At 38.1% G+C, this 15,941-nt stretch carries 16 protein-coding genes; 4 read left to right on the top strand and 12 right to left on the bottom strand.

Going from position 1 to position 15,941, the window contains the following annotated elements; translation table 11 throughout:
• Window positions 1-3 precede the first annotated feature (3 nt).
• Window positions 4-537, top strand: a complete 534-nt coding sequence (locus LGQ90_RS12120; RefSeq protein WP_229341402.1) for a CvpA family protein — start codon at window positions 4-6, stop codon at window positions 535-537.
• 77 nt (window positions 538-614) lie between these two features.
• On the opposite strand, the gene LGQ90_RS12115 is transcribed toward LGQ90_RS12120, so the two are convergent.
• From LGQ90_RS12115 to LGQ90_RS12060, 12 genes are all read right to left on the bottom strand, one after another.
• The gene (locus tag LGQ90_RS12115) at window positions 615-1,283 is read right to left on the bottom strand and encodes a carbonic anhydrase family protein (protein ID WP_341481971.1); all 669 of its coding nucleotides are present in this window, start codon (window positions 1,281-1,283) and stop codon (window positions 615-617) included.
• Window positions 1,284-1,301: 18 nt separating this feature from the next.
• On the bottom strand, window positions 1,302-2,879 hold the full coding sequence (locus LGQ90_RS12110; protein WP_229341398.1) for a SulP family inorganic anion transporter: 1,578 nt from the start codon (window positions 2,877-2,879) through the stop codon (window positions 1,302-1,304).
• 120 nt (window positions 2,880-2,999) lie between these two features.
• Window positions 3,000-3,242 (bottom strand): hypothetical protein, encoded by a 243-nt coding sequence (locus tag LGQ90_RS12105; protein WP_229341396.1) that lies wholly within the window; start codon window positions 3,240-3,242, stop codon window positions 3,000-3,002.
• A gap of 125 nt (window positions 3,243-3,367) precedes the next feature.
• Entirely contained in the window at window positions 3,368-4,117 is a 750-nt protein-coding gene (locus LGQ90_RS12100) for an SH3 domain-containing protein (RefSeq protein WP_229341394.1), read from the bottom strand.
• Window positions 4,114-5,877 (bottom strand): BatD family protein, encoded by a 1,764-nt coding sequence (locus LGQ90_RS12095; RefSeq protein WP_229341392.1) that lies wholly within the window; start codon window positions 5,875-5,877, stop codon window positions 4,114-4,116. Before LGQ90_RS12095 ends, LGQ90_RS12100 begins: the two co-directional genes overlap by 4 nt.
• A gap of 50 nt (window positions 5,878-5,927) precedes the next feature.
• Window positions 5,928-6,797 (bottom strand): tetratricopeptide repeat protein, encoded by an 870-nt coding sequence (locus LGQ90_RS12090; protein WP_229341390.1) that lies wholly within the window; start codon window positions 6,795-6,797, stop codon window positions 5,928-5,930.
• Entirely contained in the window at window positions 6,784-7,851 is a 1,068-nt protein-coding gene (locus LGQ90_RS12085) for a VWA domain-containing protein (protein ID WP_229341388.1), read from the bottom strand. Before LGQ90_RS12085 ends, LGQ90_RS12090 begins: the two co-directional genes overlap by 14 nt.
• 1 nt (window position 7,852) lies before the next feature.
• Complete coding sequence (locus LGQ90_RS12080) at window positions 7,853-8,854, bottom strand: vWA domain-containing protein (protein ID WP_229341386.1); 1,002 nt, start codon at window positions 8,852-8,854, stop codon at window positions 7,853-7,855.
• Complete coding sequence (locus LGQ90_RS12075) at window positions 8,854-10,503, bottom strand: BatD family protein (protein ID WP_229341384.1); 1,650 nt, start codon at window positions 10,501-10,503, stop codon at window positions 8,854-8,856. Before LGQ90_RS12075 ends, LGQ90_RS12080 begins: the two co-directional genes overlap by 1 nt.
• Window positions 10,504-10,511: 8 nt before the next feature.
• A complete protein-coding gene (locus LGQ90_RS12070; protein WP_229341382.1) occupies window positions 10,512-11,378 on the bottom strand; it encodes a DUF58 domain-containing protein in 867 nt (288 codons plus the stop codon).
• A 97-nt stretch (window positions 11,379-11,475) separates the two neighbouring features.
• Window positions 11,476-12,480, bottom strand: coding sequence for an AAA family ATPase (locus LGQ90_RS12065; RefSeq protein ID WP_229341380.1), 1,005 nt, complete (start codon window positions 12,478-12,480; stop codon window positions 11,476-11,478).
• Window positions 12,481-12,631: 151 nt separating this feature from the next.
• Complete coding sequence (locus LGQ90_RS12060; RefSeq protein WP_229341378.1) at window positions 12,632-13,480, bottom strand: DUF4382 domain-containing protein; 849 nt, start codon at window positions 13,478-13,480, stop codon at window positions 12,632-12,634.
• A gap of 162 nt (window positions 13,481-13,642) precedes the next feature.
• On the opposite strand from LGQ90_RS12060, the gene LGQ90_RS12055 reads away from it, so the two are divergent.
• Genes LGQ90_RS12055 through LGQ90_RS12045 form a run of 3 tightly spaced genes read left to right on the top strand, consistent with a single transcriptional unit; the run spans window position 13,643 to window position 15,941 of the window.
• Window positions 13,643-14,392, top strand: coding sequence for an SDR family NAD(P)-dependent oxidoreductase (locus tag LGQ90_RS12055; RefSeq protein ID WP_229341376.1), 750 nt, complete (start codon window positions 13,643-13,645; stop codon window positions 14,390-14,392).
• A 31-nt stretch (window positions 14,393-14,423) separates the two neighbouring features.
• Window positions 14,424-14,771: a four helix bundle protein gene (locus LGQ90_RS12050; RefSeq protein ID WP_229341374.1), complete on the top strand. Its 348-nt coding sequence runs from the start codon at window positions 14,424-14,426 to the stop codon at window positions 14,769-14,771.
• 33 nt (window positions 14,772-14,804) lie between these two features.
• On the top strand, window positions 14,805-15,941 hold the full coding sequence (locus tag LGQ90_RS12045) for an ATP-binding protein (protein WP_229341372.1): 1,137 nt from the start codon (window positions 14,805-14,807) through the stop codon (window positions 15,939-15,941).

The raw sequence follows: 15,941 nt of genomic DNA, 5'->3' as shown, positions 1-15,941 counted from the left end.
TTTATGAATACGGTGGATATTATTTTAAGCCTGGTACTTTTATACGGATTGGTGCGGGGCTTTTTCAGAGGTTTGCTTACCGAACTGGCGTCGCTTATAGGAATCGTAGCCGGGATTTACGGAGCGGTACACTTTTCTCATTTTTTAGGTAATTTTCTTTCTAATCATGTAGATTGGAAAGTTCAATATATCAATCTTATCAGTTTTGCGATCACCTTTGTATTGATTGTATTCCTGGTTTCCCTGGCAGGTAAAATGTTAACCAAAGTCGCTGCTTTTGCGGCTCTTGGGATTGTAAATAAATTACTGGGTGGAGTTTTTGGCTTGCTTAAGTCGGCTTTTGTGGCCAGTGTAATTATCATGTTCTTTAAAGCTACGAATGAACGAATTGAGATCATTGAAGATAAAACCCTGGAAGAATCAATCCTGTACGAACCTGTGGAAGGAATCGCACCCATTGTATTGCCCTCTATCATTAAACAGGTACAGGAAAGAGATCTTTTGAATGATGATGATGAAATAGTGGATTTTAAATAAAATAAAAGATCCGGTACCTTTTACAGCACCGGACCTTAAATTTCTTTTTCATAGCCTATTCCGGCTGGTTTGATGTCTTATAATAAAGTAACTTTTCCGCTGGAAATCGAGTAAACTCCTCCCACGATCTTAATTTCTCCATTTTTTTCCATCTCCTCAAGAATAGGACTCTTTTCCCTGATCCTGTTCATGGTAAGCTTCACATTGTTTTCTACTACCCCGGCAACGAAAGAGTCATTTTTTGAACTTCTTTCCCCGTCAGTTTCAGTGGCTTCCACAGCAGGCTGGATATTACTTAATAAATGAGTGATATTTCCAAGTTCAACATGGTCACAGGCGGCTTTAACAGCTCCACAAGCTTCATGACCTAGAACGAGTACAAGTTTACTGCCAGCAACCTTACAGGAGTATTCCATACTTCCAAGAATATCAGTATTCTCAAAATTACCTGCAACCCTCGCTGTAAAGATATCACCTACTCCCTGGTCAAAAACAGTTTCAACAGGTACACGAGAATCTATACATCCCAGAACTACAGCCTGAGGCCATTGCCCCCCGCTGGTCTTTTCAATTTGAGATGCGTAATTTCTCTGGTGCATTTTATTTTCTGTGAATCTCTTATTTCCTTCCATCAGCTCAGTAAGAACTGTATCTGGAGTTAATTGATCTTGTTTTTCTTTATCTATTATAGTATTAATCATAATTGCTTTTTTAATTAATGCTGAAATTTTAGTTGCTTCAGATATTTATACTGAAACCTAAATTTAAGCTGGTTTTTTATCTAATTCAAAGAACTGCTGATAACTATCAGGGTTTTCAATTATACCTCTTTCAGAAATGATCTTGATATTGATATTTTTCTCTTGTGCTTTAATTTTAAAATCATCTAGAATTTCGATAATATCACTATCAAGATATCTGGTTTTAGTGACATCCATTATAAGAAAGGAATTCTCTTCCAGTTTGTTCAACTCTTTCAGGATAGCCCCTTTGTTAATGAAGGTAACTTCTTCTGCCAGCTCCATTTTTACAATTTTAGCTCCATTTTCTTCTTTTTCAATATGAAGAAAGTGTGAATTCTGATAACTCTTAACAAGGATCACAAAAATTCCAATTACCAGACCTAATCCAATACCAATAAGAAGATCTCCAAATATAATACCCAAAACAGTTACGATAAATGGCACAAATTGTTTCCAACCGGCTTTGAACATATTTACAAATAAAGCAGGTTTTGCAAGTTTATACCCAACTAGAAAAAGTATAGCCGCTAATACCGAAAGTGGAATAAAATTTAAAATATTTGGAATTAATACTACTGAAATCAGTAATAAAAATCCGTGTAAAATGGCAGACATTTTTGTTTGTCCTCCAGACTGAATATTAGCCGAACTTCTTACAATTACCTGGGTAATTGGCAAACCACCAATCAGTCCAGACAATACATTACCACCTCCTTGCGCAAAAAGTTCCCTATTTGTGGGTGTAGTTCTTTTATGAGGATCAAGTTTATCGGTAGCTTCCACACAAAGTAATGTTTCCAGGCTGGCTACAAGTGCGATCGTGAAACCAGTGATCCATATTTCCATTGTCCCAATCATTTCAAAAGAGGGAGTGGTAAATTGACCAATAAATGAATCAAAACTATCTGGTACCGGTACATTTACAAGATGTTCAGGAGATATTCCAAAGGTTTCAGATCCCTGTGTTACAAGATAATAAATGATTCCAGCTGCTACTGCTACCAAAGGACCCTGTACCAATTTAAAGAATTTTCCCTTTTTAGATAATACGGCTTCCCACAATACTAAAATCGTCATCCCAATTATTGCAATAAGCGTCGCTCCCGGGCTAATATTATTAACACTGTTGATTATTTCAGAAAAGGTATTTTCTCCATCTACCTGGAAAAAAGCCCAGTCTCCCTGAGGATCGTTATCATAACCAAAGAAATGGGGGATTTGTTTAAGAATAATGATGATCCCTATACCCGTAAGCATTCCTTTTATTACAGAATTTGGGAAGTAATATCCAATAATACCGGCTTTCATTAAACCGAATCCAATCTGGATTATTCCACCAATCACGACAGCCAGCAGGAGATTTTCGTAACCTATATTCGAAATTGCTGCCAATACTATTGCAGCTAGTCCGGCGGCAGGACCACTAACTCCCAAACTGGAACCACTAATAGCGCCTACCACAATACCTCCAATAATACCAGCAATTAATCCGGAAAACAATGGAGCACCACTGGCAAGGGCAATCCCTAAACATAAGGGAATAGCTACGAAAAATACGACTATACTCGCCGGGAAATCTTTATTAAGATGTTTAAACATAATACACTTGTTTACACAGGATTTAGAAAACCTGCATCTTGTTTTTAAATAATGAGATTGTTAGAGAACTTTACAGCCCTCTTGGATGGCCATAAGCCATTCGAAAATTAAGAGTATGTATTATGCAATTTTGGGCGGGGGTGAAGTAATGGAGAGGAAAACTTTATAGCCATTTTCTTTATAATAGTGACCATCAATTTTTCTGATTTGCAGGTAATGAATGCTCTCGTAATTAGAACTCATTTCCTCAATTGTGTATTCTAAAGTAATTTGATTTTTTGAAGAACTCTCTTCTTCATTTACTTTATAGGCAATAGATATATCTACATTTCTATCTATTAGCGCAATTGTAGTTGGCGCCAAAAGAAATGCAATAAATATGAATCCTAATATGTAAGCAAATGACTTCACGGCTGCAAAAATAAGGGATTTTTGACAATTTATGCTATAACGGCTATACGGAATCTTTAAACTATCATCAAATAAGCTTATAGCATTTTAATTTCATCTGAATTAACCCACCCCTGAGCTCCGTTGGAAAGTTCAATTCTAGACCATTCCTGATAATCTTCCAGTACTTTTGCCTTTGTGCCTTCGTGAAGTTCAAAACTAGGCTCACTGCGCAGAGTTGGTTCATTGCGAACCTCAACCTCTTCGCTGAAAATTATTGCATACTGGTTATTCTGAATATAGGATTGTTGCTGATATGCGAATATCACAGAAACTACACAAAGAATTACGAATAAAATGGCTCCACTAAAGAAAAGTCGCTTGTATAAAGATCTATATGAAAAATAGTATAATAAGAACAAGGCAACGAAGAACACTGAAAATACAATTGCCAACACGGCCCAGGTACTAAAAGAAAAGGTCGAAATCAAACTATTATACCATTGAGAGAAACCGGTTTTTTCAATTTCCTCAATATCATCAATAGCCATATTTCGGGCAAATTCAATATTAATTTTTATATCCTCATCTGCAGGGTCTAATTGAAGTGCTTTTTCGTAAAAATAAATGCTTGGCGCAACATGGTTCATTTTATAATGCGCATTCCCAAGATTAAAATACAGCTCTGCAGAAGCCTCCCCGTTTTCCAGGATAGCTTCAAACTTTGTGACTGCCGCTTCATAATCTCCGCTCTGATAAGCCGAATTTGCCTCGTCAAATAATTCCTCGTTCTGGGCGAACCCCAGGAAGTTTATCATCAAAAAACTTAATAATATCAACTTTTTCATCCCTGTAATTGTTTATCAAGAGTTGAAATTACATTAACCGCATTCTCATAATCGTGCTGCATCGCATCTGAAGATGCCGGGGTATATCTTGCAAATTCACAACTTTCCAGCAATGAAATAAAGTCAGAATTTGTTTGCGCATCTACTCCTTTTTCGTTCAAAAGACCGGCAATTCTTTCCTTACTCATTTCCCCCGTCTGGATACTAAGCTTTGCCTTTAGATAATTATGCATAGAGCGCTCCAGAGCCAGGTAGAATTCTTTTTGATCTCCCAGGTTCTTCTTAGCTTCTGAAAGATATTTTCTGGCGAGTTTATCTGCTCTTCTAATCCTGTTCCCTCTCACATCATTAGCTCTCTCTTCTCTCTTTTTTCCGAAGAGAATAAACAACGGAATTGCCGCAAGCGGAAGAACCAGGGCACTCCAGAACCCGAAGGAACCCAGAAAACCATCACTGCTCACAGGTCTTAAATTGGTCTTCAGTTTTATAAATCGGAACTGATCTCCTTCTATCGCAACAATTTGTTTATTAACTCCAGACATTCCTGAAGGCTCATTGCCGGCCAACGGACCTTTCTCCACATTGATCAATAATTCATCTGAAGTTTGAGTTTTATAGGTTTCAGAAGATGGATCAAAATAAGAAAATGATAATGCCGGAATAGGATATTTACCTTTTTGGGTGGGCACTACGGTATAGGTTTCAGAAATGCTTCCCTGCATTCCATTCAAATTGGTATTTACGTTCTCACTTCTCTCTGGGTCGTACATCTCAAGTGATGCCGGTGCTGTAAGTGCTGGTAATTCAAATAATTTAAGGTTTCCGTTTCCGCGAACTTCAACTTTTGCCTGAAGACTTTCACCAGCATTCAATTCATCTTTACTGGTAGTTACATTAAAATCGAATTTCCCGACTGCTCCGGTAAAATTTGCAGGTTTACCGTCAGGTAATGATTTTACATTGATCTTCTTATTATCTGCTGCTACGGTTTTATTTACCGTTTTATAGATTCGGCTGCCAAAAATATCCCTCCGTTCACTGGGCACATCTACTGCGATGGAAAGTGTAAGTGGCTCAATATTTAATTCTCCGGACTTCTGCGGATAAAGAATAGTTTTTCTAAGCACCACATAACGATAAGGTTCTCCCCGGTATTCACCATTTTCAACCCTTAATTGCTGAATATCGATACTTTGGCTCCAGAAATCATTATATTTAGGACTATCCAGTTCTCTCCAGTTGCTCACGCTTACCCTCGGACTCACATAAAGTTTATAAACAACGGTTATCGCTTCATTTAAATAAGGAGTCGCTTTTGAAACCTCAGCGACCAGGTGTAGATTATCCTCTGCAATGATCTCAGAACTGTCTCCATCTGTTGGTTTATCAACTGCCGCAGTAATTTCAACCGTTAAGGGAGAAGTTTTATAGATTTTATCGTCAATAACGATCTCGGCCTGACCAATGCTTAAATTTCCTCTTTTTTTCGGTTGTAAATAGAAGCTATACGTTTTGGAATAAGCCATTTTCCCATTAAGAATACTGGTGCTTATCTTCTGGTTTGGCCCGCCAATAACAGTAAATCCATCAAAAGAAGGTGGATTAAAATTATCGCCATCTTCATTCATCTCAAAATCTACTCTAAGCCGCTCATTAATTCCCAGCTTTTCCCTGCTTACCTTCGCTTCAAACCTCACCTGGGCCTGAATAAGCCCGGAAGCAAACAATAAAAAACTTAAAATTAAATACCTCAATTTCATCTTTTTCCTCCTATAAAATCATCTTTTTTGTCGAACAATAAGTCTAAACGTTACCAATCTTTTTCAGATTTTACTTTTACGCCTTTTGCTTTTTCAGCATTTATCTTATCCTGAACTTTCTTTTCTTCGTTATTCATGGCTTCCAGTAAATTTTTTATTTGCTGAGGAGAAAGCTGGCCCTGGGTAGGCTTTGGCTGCTGTTGCTTTTCTTTATCTCCCTGTCCATCATTTTTCTTCTGCTCATCTCCCTCATCTTTCTGCTTATCTTCATTTTGATCGCCTTCCTTTTTATCCTTTTCATTCTCACCTTCGTCCTGAGGCTTCTGATCTTTATTTTCATCTTCACCGCCTTTACCATCCTGGTTCTGATCTTTCTTCTGCTGATCTTTGTTTTCGTCTTTCTTCTCGTCGTCTTTTTTATTCTGATCCTGATTTTGATCCTGATCTTGTTTTTCCTTTTCTAGCATCTTCTTGGCTAAAGCAAGATTGTACCTGGTTTCATCATCTGTAGGATCATTGCGAAGGGCTTCTTTAAAAGCATTTACCGCTTCCTGATAATTCTTTTGTTGCATATAAGAATTACCCAGGTTATGATAAATACGATGTTTTTCTTCCTTTGTCGCTTCTAATTCTGTTGCTTCCTTGAGCCGCTGTTCTGCGTTCAGGGATTTTTCCTTGGCATAATATAGGTTTCCCATATTATACTTAGCATTTAAATTTGAAGGATCTTTTGAAATCGCTTTTCTATACGATGCTTCTGCACTGGCAAAGTCATTTTCAGAAAGTGCTTCCTGAGCTTCCGCGATAAATTTATTGGCTTCCTTTTTAACTTTTTCGGGCTTCTCCTGGGCAAAGCTTGAAACGAAGCCAAACAGGAAAAGAATCCCTGTAAATATGATATGTTTCTTACTTATCTTCATCTGCTTTCTTTCCTTTTTTACTTCTTTCGTTAAAGAGATTGAGTTTTTTCAACCAGGCGGTACTTCGCTCCAGGATAAAAACATCAAGAAATAATAATGCCAAACCTAATCCAAGAAACCATTGAAAGTGAGATTTAAAGTCGGCAAACTGCTTTGCTTCAAATTCTGTCTTTTCAATATTCTGCAATTCTTCATTTACAGATTCCACTACCTCGCTGGTAATATTTCCTTCAATATAGCTGCCATCGGTAGCTTCTGCGATTTCCTGAAGCGTTGCAGGATTCAATTTGGTGATCACCGTTTCTCCCTGCCTGTCTTTTTTATAATTCTGAACAACCCCATTTCTTTTTATAGGAATTGGACCTCCCTTTTCAGTTCCTACTCCAATCGTAAAAATACGAATTCCTTCTTCTGCTGCCTGCTCTGTAATTTCTGCAACATTGCCTTCATGGTCTTCACCATCGCTGATAATGAAAAGTACTCTATTGGTTTGCTGATCGTCATCGTAATAAGTGGTGGCCAGTTCTATCGCATCACTTATGGCAGTTCCCTGTGAAGAGATCATATCTGTATTCAGAGCCTGCAAAAACATCTTTGCTGCTGAAAAATCTGTTGTAATGGGCAGTTGTGGATAAGCGCCTCCTGCATAGGCAATGATACCCACCCGGTCGCTTCCCAGCGTAGTGAGGATCTGGCTCACCAGCTGCTTCGATTTCTCCAGACGATTTGGCGCAATATCTTCAGCATCCATACTTTTGGAAACATCTATCGCAAAAACAATATCTACACCTTCCCGCTTTACCGTTTCCAATTTGGTTCCCATTTTTGGGTTAACCAGCGCAATAACAAGACTTGCCAATGCTAAAATAATGATAATTAGCTTGATAACAGGTTTCGAACGTGACCTGTTAGGTGCCAGAAATTTCAGTAAGCTGGAATCGGCAAACTTTTTTCGGGTTCTGTTCTGCCAGAAAATAAAGATGAGAAATAAGAGGACGATCACCGGGATCACCAGCAATAACCAAAACCATATTTTTTCTTCCAGTACAAACATCTTATATAAAACCTCTAAATATTGTGAGTCTTAAAAGCACTTCAAAAAGTAATAATCCTCCAGCCAGTAAAACCAAAGGCCGGTATTTTTCATCATAATTATAATATCTGAACTCTTCTATTTCAGTTTTTTCCAGGGAATCAATTTCAGCATAGATCTCTTCTAATTTTTCGTTGTTCGTCGCCCTGAAATATTTTCCACCGGAAGCTGCCGCAATTTCCTTCAGCAGCTCTTCATCTATTTCCACCTGAACATTTCCATACTGAATTCTTCCATTAACAATATTAACGGGAGAAAGTGCCATTCCATTACTTCCAACTCCAATTGTATACACTTTTATTCCAAATTCAACCGCCAGTTCGCTCGCCGTATTTGGATCTATAAACCCGGCATTATTCACTCCGTCTGTAAGCAGAATGATGACCTTACTTTCAGCTTCGCTGTCTTTAATTCTGTTCACCGCTGTTGCCAGACCAGACCCGATCGCAGTACCATTTTCAAGCACATTATTATACTCAATATCTTCCAGAGCATCCAGGACTATCGCTTTATCACTGGTAATAGGTGTCTTGGTAAAACTTTCGCCAGCATACACAACAAGTCCTATACGGTCTCCCGGGCGATCTTTAATAAATTCTTCTGCTACATTCTTTGTTGCATCGAGACGATTTGGCTCAAGATCTCTCGCCAGCATACTCGCTGAAACATCTATTGCCATCACGATATCAATTCCCTGGGTGCTGCTCGTTTGAGTTGAAACATCTACCGTTCTTGGTCTGGCCATGGCCGTAATAATAAGCAACAACGTAAGCAATCTTAAAACGAAAAGTACAGGTCTTAACTTTGGGAGTATTCCCGTATTAGCCTTAAATCCTTTGGTACTGGAAATCTTTAATTCCGGGGTTTGCTTGTTTCGTTTCCAGAAATACCATGCTATTGCCAGCGGAAGCAGCAAAAACAACCAGAAGAATTCCGGGTTCTCAAATGTGAAATTTGCAAACATTATTCGTCCAGATTATTTATTTCTACTGAGTTTATGATCCTTTCGGAAATTTCCTTGGCATATTGATCATTTTCATTATAAATCACCATAATCTGTTCAAAGCCTCCTTTTTCTGCAAAATTCAGGATTACATATTCATTGGGAATAGATTCTCCGGTAACCGGATTTTCCGCATCTAAAGTCCCAAAGACTTTCAATCCTTTAGCTCCGTTCAAAGTGGTAAAATCTTCCTGCTTCATCACTATATTTCTAGCTCCCTGACCTTCAAGATTGGTATAAATACCATCAACAGCTTTCTGAAGGTCAAATTTCACTTCACCCTTAAATTTTATAGTACTTAAAGTGGTGTAATAATTGCTTAAAAGGCTTCCGTAAATAAAAGTTTCAGAACCCACCATCATTTGCTGCACATCCCGGGGCATTTCAATTTCTCCCCGAACCAGAACTTTGGGCGTGGTTACCGCAACTGCAGGATTCCCATATTCGCTTCTAATCCATTCCCCTTCCAGCAATTCCTTGGTAGGATGCCCAAGATAAGTATCCTTCACGTAGGTATAACCCTTAGTGGCTATAAGTGCCGTAACTCCAAATATTATGATCACGACCCCGGCGACAATACCAATTATTATCCTCCGCTTTTTTCGTTTTCTAGCCTGTTCCGCTATAAATGCTTCGTCCCGCAGTAGTTCTTCCTGTGTAGGCTCTGGAACGGAAGCTCGTAAATCATCAATAATATGTTGAGTTTTGGAACGGTCTTCCTTTGCTGTGATCACATCAGGTTTAGATCTGGCGAATTTAGCAAGATCGGCTCTCTGCAAAATTCTTTCAAAATCGCTGATGGTTCCATCAGTCAATTTCAGCTTACCGGCATCCTTCTGTGCTCGCAAATAAAGGATCAACTCATTCGTGGTTCGCTCCAGGCCATGATCATAGATTTTTCTATCCAGATATTTTCTAACCGCAAAACTCAATTGAGAATAATATTCCTTGATCTCTCTATTTTCAAGGAGATGTGAATTATCCAGTTTCTGGAGTTCAGCCATGGCCTCTTCGTAGGGAGGCAACTCAGGCTCTAAGGCGTCCTTTTTCTTTTTTCTGATAATTAAAAACGCAACTATCCCGGCGATCAAAAATATTCCCAGCAACCACCACACCCAATCTGGAATGCTAAAACCGGCCGAAACATCCACCGATGGTTTAATGGGATATAGTTTTTGTTTGGTGGTGTCTACAATCACATCATTCACCTCAACAGCAATCGAATCTGTGTAATAGGATTTGCTTTTAATTAAAACTTCCTGGCTTGGGATAACATACTTCCCGGAATCGAATTTCGTGAGAAAATATTCTTTTAATAATCTATAATTCCCATTTTTTCTAAGGGTATCTATTTCCAGAGATTCTACCAGTTCCAGAGGTGAAAAAGTTTCTCCTTCAGGAAAAACCACCAGGTCTTCAGGATTTGAGGCTACCTCTATTTTATATTTGATCTGCTCCCCAATCTTTATACTTGTAGAATCGATCGAAGCAGATACCTTCGATTGTGCAGAGGCACCTGAATAAGAAAAAAGCAAACTTATAAAAAACAGAAATCCCAGGCCTCCTGAGATATTAAATTTTGAATATGTTTTATCGTTAATTTTAAACATTTTTCCTTTTAAGCTCTTCTTTTAAAATAGCCCAGTAATTTTTTCACATAACTCTCATCTGTGCGGGTATTAATAATTCCCGCCCCGCTCAGTGAAAAACTCTGATGAAAGTAATTCACACGATCGGTATAATATTTTGAATAAGATCTTCTCACAGATTTTGACCCTGTGTTCACATTTATGTAACTACCGGTTTCCGCATCCAACATCTGTACTAACCCAAGATTTGGAATGCTCTCTTCCATTTTATCGAACACCCTTATTCCAGTCATATCATGTCTACCCGCGATAATTTTCAGAGTATGCTGGTAGTCGTCTGCCATAAAATCTGAAAGTAAAAAGACGATCGCCTTTTTTTTCATAACATTAGAAAGATATTTTAAGGCAGCTTTGATATCGGTATTCTTACCTACAGGTTTAAATTCCAGTAACTCTCTAATAATTCGAAGTACGTGAGATCTTCCCTTTTTTGGAGGAATATATAATTCGATCTGGTCTGTAAACAGCAGCAAACCGATCTTATCATTATTATTGGTTGCAGAAAAGGCCAGAGTAGCTGCGATCTCAGTAATTACCTCCTTTTTTATCTGCTGTTGCGTACCAAACATTTCAGACCCTGACACATCCACCATCAGCATCATGGTAAGCTCTCGTTCCTCTTCAAATACTTTTACAAAAGGTTCATTATAGCGGGCGGTCACGTTCCAATCAATACTCCTTACATCATCTCCAAACTGATAGGCGCGTACCTCGCTAAAGGTCATCCCTCGTCCCTTAAATGTAGAATGATATTCCCCGCCAAAGACATGATCGCTCAGTCTTCGGGTCTTGATTTCAATCTTTCTAACTTTTTTAAGGAGTTCCTTTGTATCCATTTCTTTCAGTAGACAGTTTTCAGTTTCAGTGAGCAGTCAAATTTTTCAGAGGGCAGTTTTAGTTAATGCCTACTGCCACTGATTACTGTTAACTAATTTATGGTACTTCTATTTCGTTTACAATCTTATCTATAAGATCTTCTGAAGTTATATTTTCAGCTTCAGCTTCATAGGTAAGTCCTATTCTGTGGCGAAGCACATCATGAACTACAGCACGAACATCTTCAGGCACTACATAGCCCCGACGTTTTATAAAAGCATAACATTTTGAAGCAATGGCAAGATTGATACTTCCCCTTGGGGAAGCTCCGAAACTGATCAAAGGTTTAATATCTTCAAGATTGTATTTTTCCGGAGTACGGGTGGCGAATATGATATCAAGGATATACTTTTCAATCTTTTCGTCCATGTAAACATCGCGAACAGCACTCTGAGCACGTAAAATTTGCTCCAGATCCACTACCGGATTAACCTTTTCAAAGGTACCTTTTAAATTGGCCCTTATGATTAATTGTTCCTCAGCCATTTGAGGATATTTGATCACTGTTTTCAACATGAACCGGTCTACCTGAGCTTCAGGTAAAGGATAAGTCCCCTCCTGCTCCACAGGGTTTTGAGTAGCCATTACCAGGAATGGCTTATCTAATATAAAGGTTTCATCGCCGATGGTCACCTGCTTTTCCTGCATCGCCTCCAATAAAGCCGATTGAACCTTGGCAGGAGCACGGTTAATCTCATCTGCAAGGACGAAATTTGCAAAAATCGGTCCTTTTTTAATGCTGAAGTCGCTCACCTTCATGTTATAAATAAGGGTACCTACGACATCTGCGGGCAAAAGGTCCGGGGTAAACTGTATTCTACTAAAACTTCCGTGTACTGCCTGGGATAGGGTATTAATCGCCAGAGTCTTTGCAAGACCGGGCACACCTTCTAGAAGTATATGACCCTGTCCCAGCAAGCCTATAAGCAAGCGTTCTACCATGTGTTTTTGCCCTACAATTACCTTGTTCATTTCGCGGGTAAGCAGGTCTACAAAAGCACTCTCTCTTTCAATTTTTTCGTTAATACTGGCAATATCAACAGATGAATCGTTTTCCATCATGATTTTCGAATTTTGATGTCGTGAATATACGTACTTGTAGTAAGCGTCGCAAATTGGATATTTATTGGGTTTAGGCTTGTTAAATTTTGGTTAAAATAAAAAGGCAGTGCTTTTAAACACTGCCTTTTAAATAAATATTTTCAGGATTCTCTTAGAGTTCTAACTCGCCAAGATCTGTTGTTTCATTTGGTTTCACTTCAATATCGTTCACTGTAAATACAGTAAGACCAGAAGAAGCTTCAGGAATAATCTCAAGATCATAGGTCCCGGCAGGAACACCATTCAAAGCAAAATTACCCTCAGCATCTGTATAAGCAGAAATAGTTGCGCTCTCATTGCTTATTTTCACAAGACTCTGAACATTCGTCTCTATAGAAGCCGGAATTACCGCTGTACCTATAACCATTCCAGCACCAGCTTCAGCGCTTAGTCTAATTACCGGTTTAAGGTTATAGCTTCCGTTTCCTGTGGCCACAATAGATTCCTCCACATCAAAATCCAGAAGGAAAGCATAATTCTCGCCTGCTTCCAATTCCTGATTCAATTGTAGTTTTAATCCAGATTGCTGAGCACTTGGAGTATTCAATGATTTTACCTCACCATTAACTACTACAGTATTTTCTGTTCCAAGCACAAGTCTCATTTGGCTTACATATCCTGCAGGTACTTCTGAATCTGCAAGAATTTGAGAGATCCCTCCGGTAAGCTCCAGCAGGTCGTATACACCTGTTTCAACATTATTAAGACTTACCCATCCATCTGCGTCTGCATCTACATCAGCCTCAACATCTGCATCTGCTTCAACCATGATCTGCACGTCCTGTACATCAATATTCACTTCATCATAATCTCCGGGAGCATCGGTCATTCTAACCGTCATGTTTGCAGTACCACCTGTAGTAGCTTCACCCGAATCATCATCGCTACAACTAGCCAATCCCAACGATATAAAAGTTGCGATCATTAAACTCTTTAAAGTTCCATTTTTCAAATATCTCATAAGTCGATTTTATTAGTTCAGTCAGGATAACGGCAACCTCTGTGCAAGATTTTACTCAAGGCATCAGATTTAACTATTTTTAACGGAAGTTAACCATGCTTTAATAGACTTATGATAATTGCTAATTAATACTTTCTTACATTAGAAAACAAAATTGAAATTATGAAAACTGCCCTGATCACTGGTGCCACAAGCGGAATAGGAAAATCTACCACAATTAGATTTGCTCTTGAAAGATTTAAGATCATTCTCTGCGGAAGACGTTTAGAACGTCTGGAACAATTAAAAAATGAATTATCTGTAGAAACTTCGGTACACATCCTCAATTTTGATGTGAGGAACAAAGAAGATGTGTTTGGAAAAATAGCTTCCCTGCCTGAGGAATTTCGAGAAATTGACATCTTAGTGAATAATGCCGGAAATGCTCACGGCCTGAATCCAATTCAGGAGGGCAGCATAGATGACTGGGACGCGATGCTCGATATTAACGTCAAGGGATTATTATATGTTAGCAAAGCAATCATCCCGGGAATGATCGATAGACAATCGGGGCATATTATCAATATAGGATCTACTGCCGGAAAGGAAGTTTATCCTAATGGAAATGTGTATTGTGCCAGCAAACATGCCGTAGATGCAATAAACCAGGGAATGAGAATAGACCTCAACGGAAACGGAATCAGAGTTGGAGCGGTAAATCCTGGACTAACACAAACAGAATTCAGCGATGTGAGATTTAAAGGAGATTCAGACAGAGCTGAAAAGGTTTATCAGGGATTTAAAGCTTTACAGCCGGAAGATATTGCAGATATTATTCATTTTGTAGTGACCAGGCCTTATCATGTAAATATTGCAGATCTTACGGTGATGCCAACCGCCCAGGCTTCCAGTACTATAATTTCAAAGGATTAATTATTTTCTATTATTATTAATTATTGAATAGATGGCTCACTATCAAAAATTTGAAGATTTGGAAATCTACAAAATGGCTAGAGCTCAATGTTATAGGATATGGATTTTAATGAATGAAACTAGTCTATCAAAAGATTTTAAATTGAGAGATCAAATTAGCGGTTCATCAGGTTCTGTAATGGATAATATAGCTGAAGGTTTTGGTAGAGGTTCTAATCATGAAACTAAAGCCCAACTTCAGAGAGCCCTGGATAGAAATCATATCTCCAAAATTGAATATGAAGATTTAGAAGATAAATTGGAGGAATTAAATCAACAAATCTCAAAATTCATGAATTATTTGAAAACGTCTGAAAGAAAAGGCTCTAAATACGATTAATAAAAAATAACAATGATCAATAATTAATAGACTGTGATCAACAAACGCCTTCTTATTAAAAACCTGCTTGCTCATAATGACGAGAACAGCTTTTATGACAAAAAGCGGCAACTCAATATTGGCGAAAAAGAAGGAAAGGCGAAATTCTTAAAACATATCTGTGCCTTATCTAATTCTAATCCTGAAAACAACTCCTATATCGTCATTGGGGTTGAAGATGAGGATAACAAAATTGTAGGAATCGATTTTTTTGATGATAGCAAAATTCAGAATCTTATCAATGCTTATCTAAGCAATCCTCCTATCATTTCTTATGAAAATATCCCATTTCCGCATTTACCAGATAACCTGGTAGTGGGTCTGGTAAGCATACGACCGAATAAAGGAAAGATATGTTCTTTCAGAAAGAACATCTGGAAATATTATGGCGGATCGGTCTTTTTAAGAGATGGGAGCATTAGCATGCCCAAGGTATTTGACATCGAAATAAAAGATGTGAATTCGAAAATAGTTGCTTCTATTGAAAACCATTCTCATAATAATCTCGAGTATACCCTGGACGGCGTGTTCGATTTTATGAAAAAACGACGTGATTATAATCCCACATACAAGGTATTTAAAGAGTATTTTGTAGTATGCTGGGCAGGTAAGGAGAAAAAGATACGAAATGAGAAGTATTTTTCAAGAGTGGATATAGAACTTATCAATGAACAGGTAAAACTCTTTTATTCAGATTTGGATGAAGTAAGTATTGTTCAGGATAAAGACACCTTTAAAATCATTGAATATGTCCACCTGGGTCTGCACGACCAGTTCAAATATTATCCTCTGGAAGAAGTGACCATCAGTTTTCGGGATAACGGCAGTTATGACATAGATAGTGAATTACTCTTTGAGCCTCCCCGATTTGATAAAAAGACCCTCTTTCATATTTATAATACCAATCAGGCTGTTATCACAAAATTGAAGAAAGGATTCGAACTCAATTCCGGAGATAAGAAAGATCTGAAGAACCTTCCTTCTACATATTTAATATGCTATTTAAATAATTTTACCGAAGCTTTAACCAAACTGGAAGAAGCCAAGCCTTATCTTAAGGCGTACAGTGAAGAAGTGTACCATTCTTATAAAGAAAGTATGCGAATTTTAAGGAAAGTGAAATATAACTAA

It is taken from the genome of Christiangramia sediminis, assembly GCF_020552705.1.
In the GTDB taxonomy this organism is placed as follows: Bacteria; Bacteroidota; Bacteroidia; order Flavobacteriales; family Flavobacteriaceae; genus Christiangramia; species Christiangramia sediminis.
This window is presented reverse-complemented; position numbering and strand designations above follow the sequence as displayed.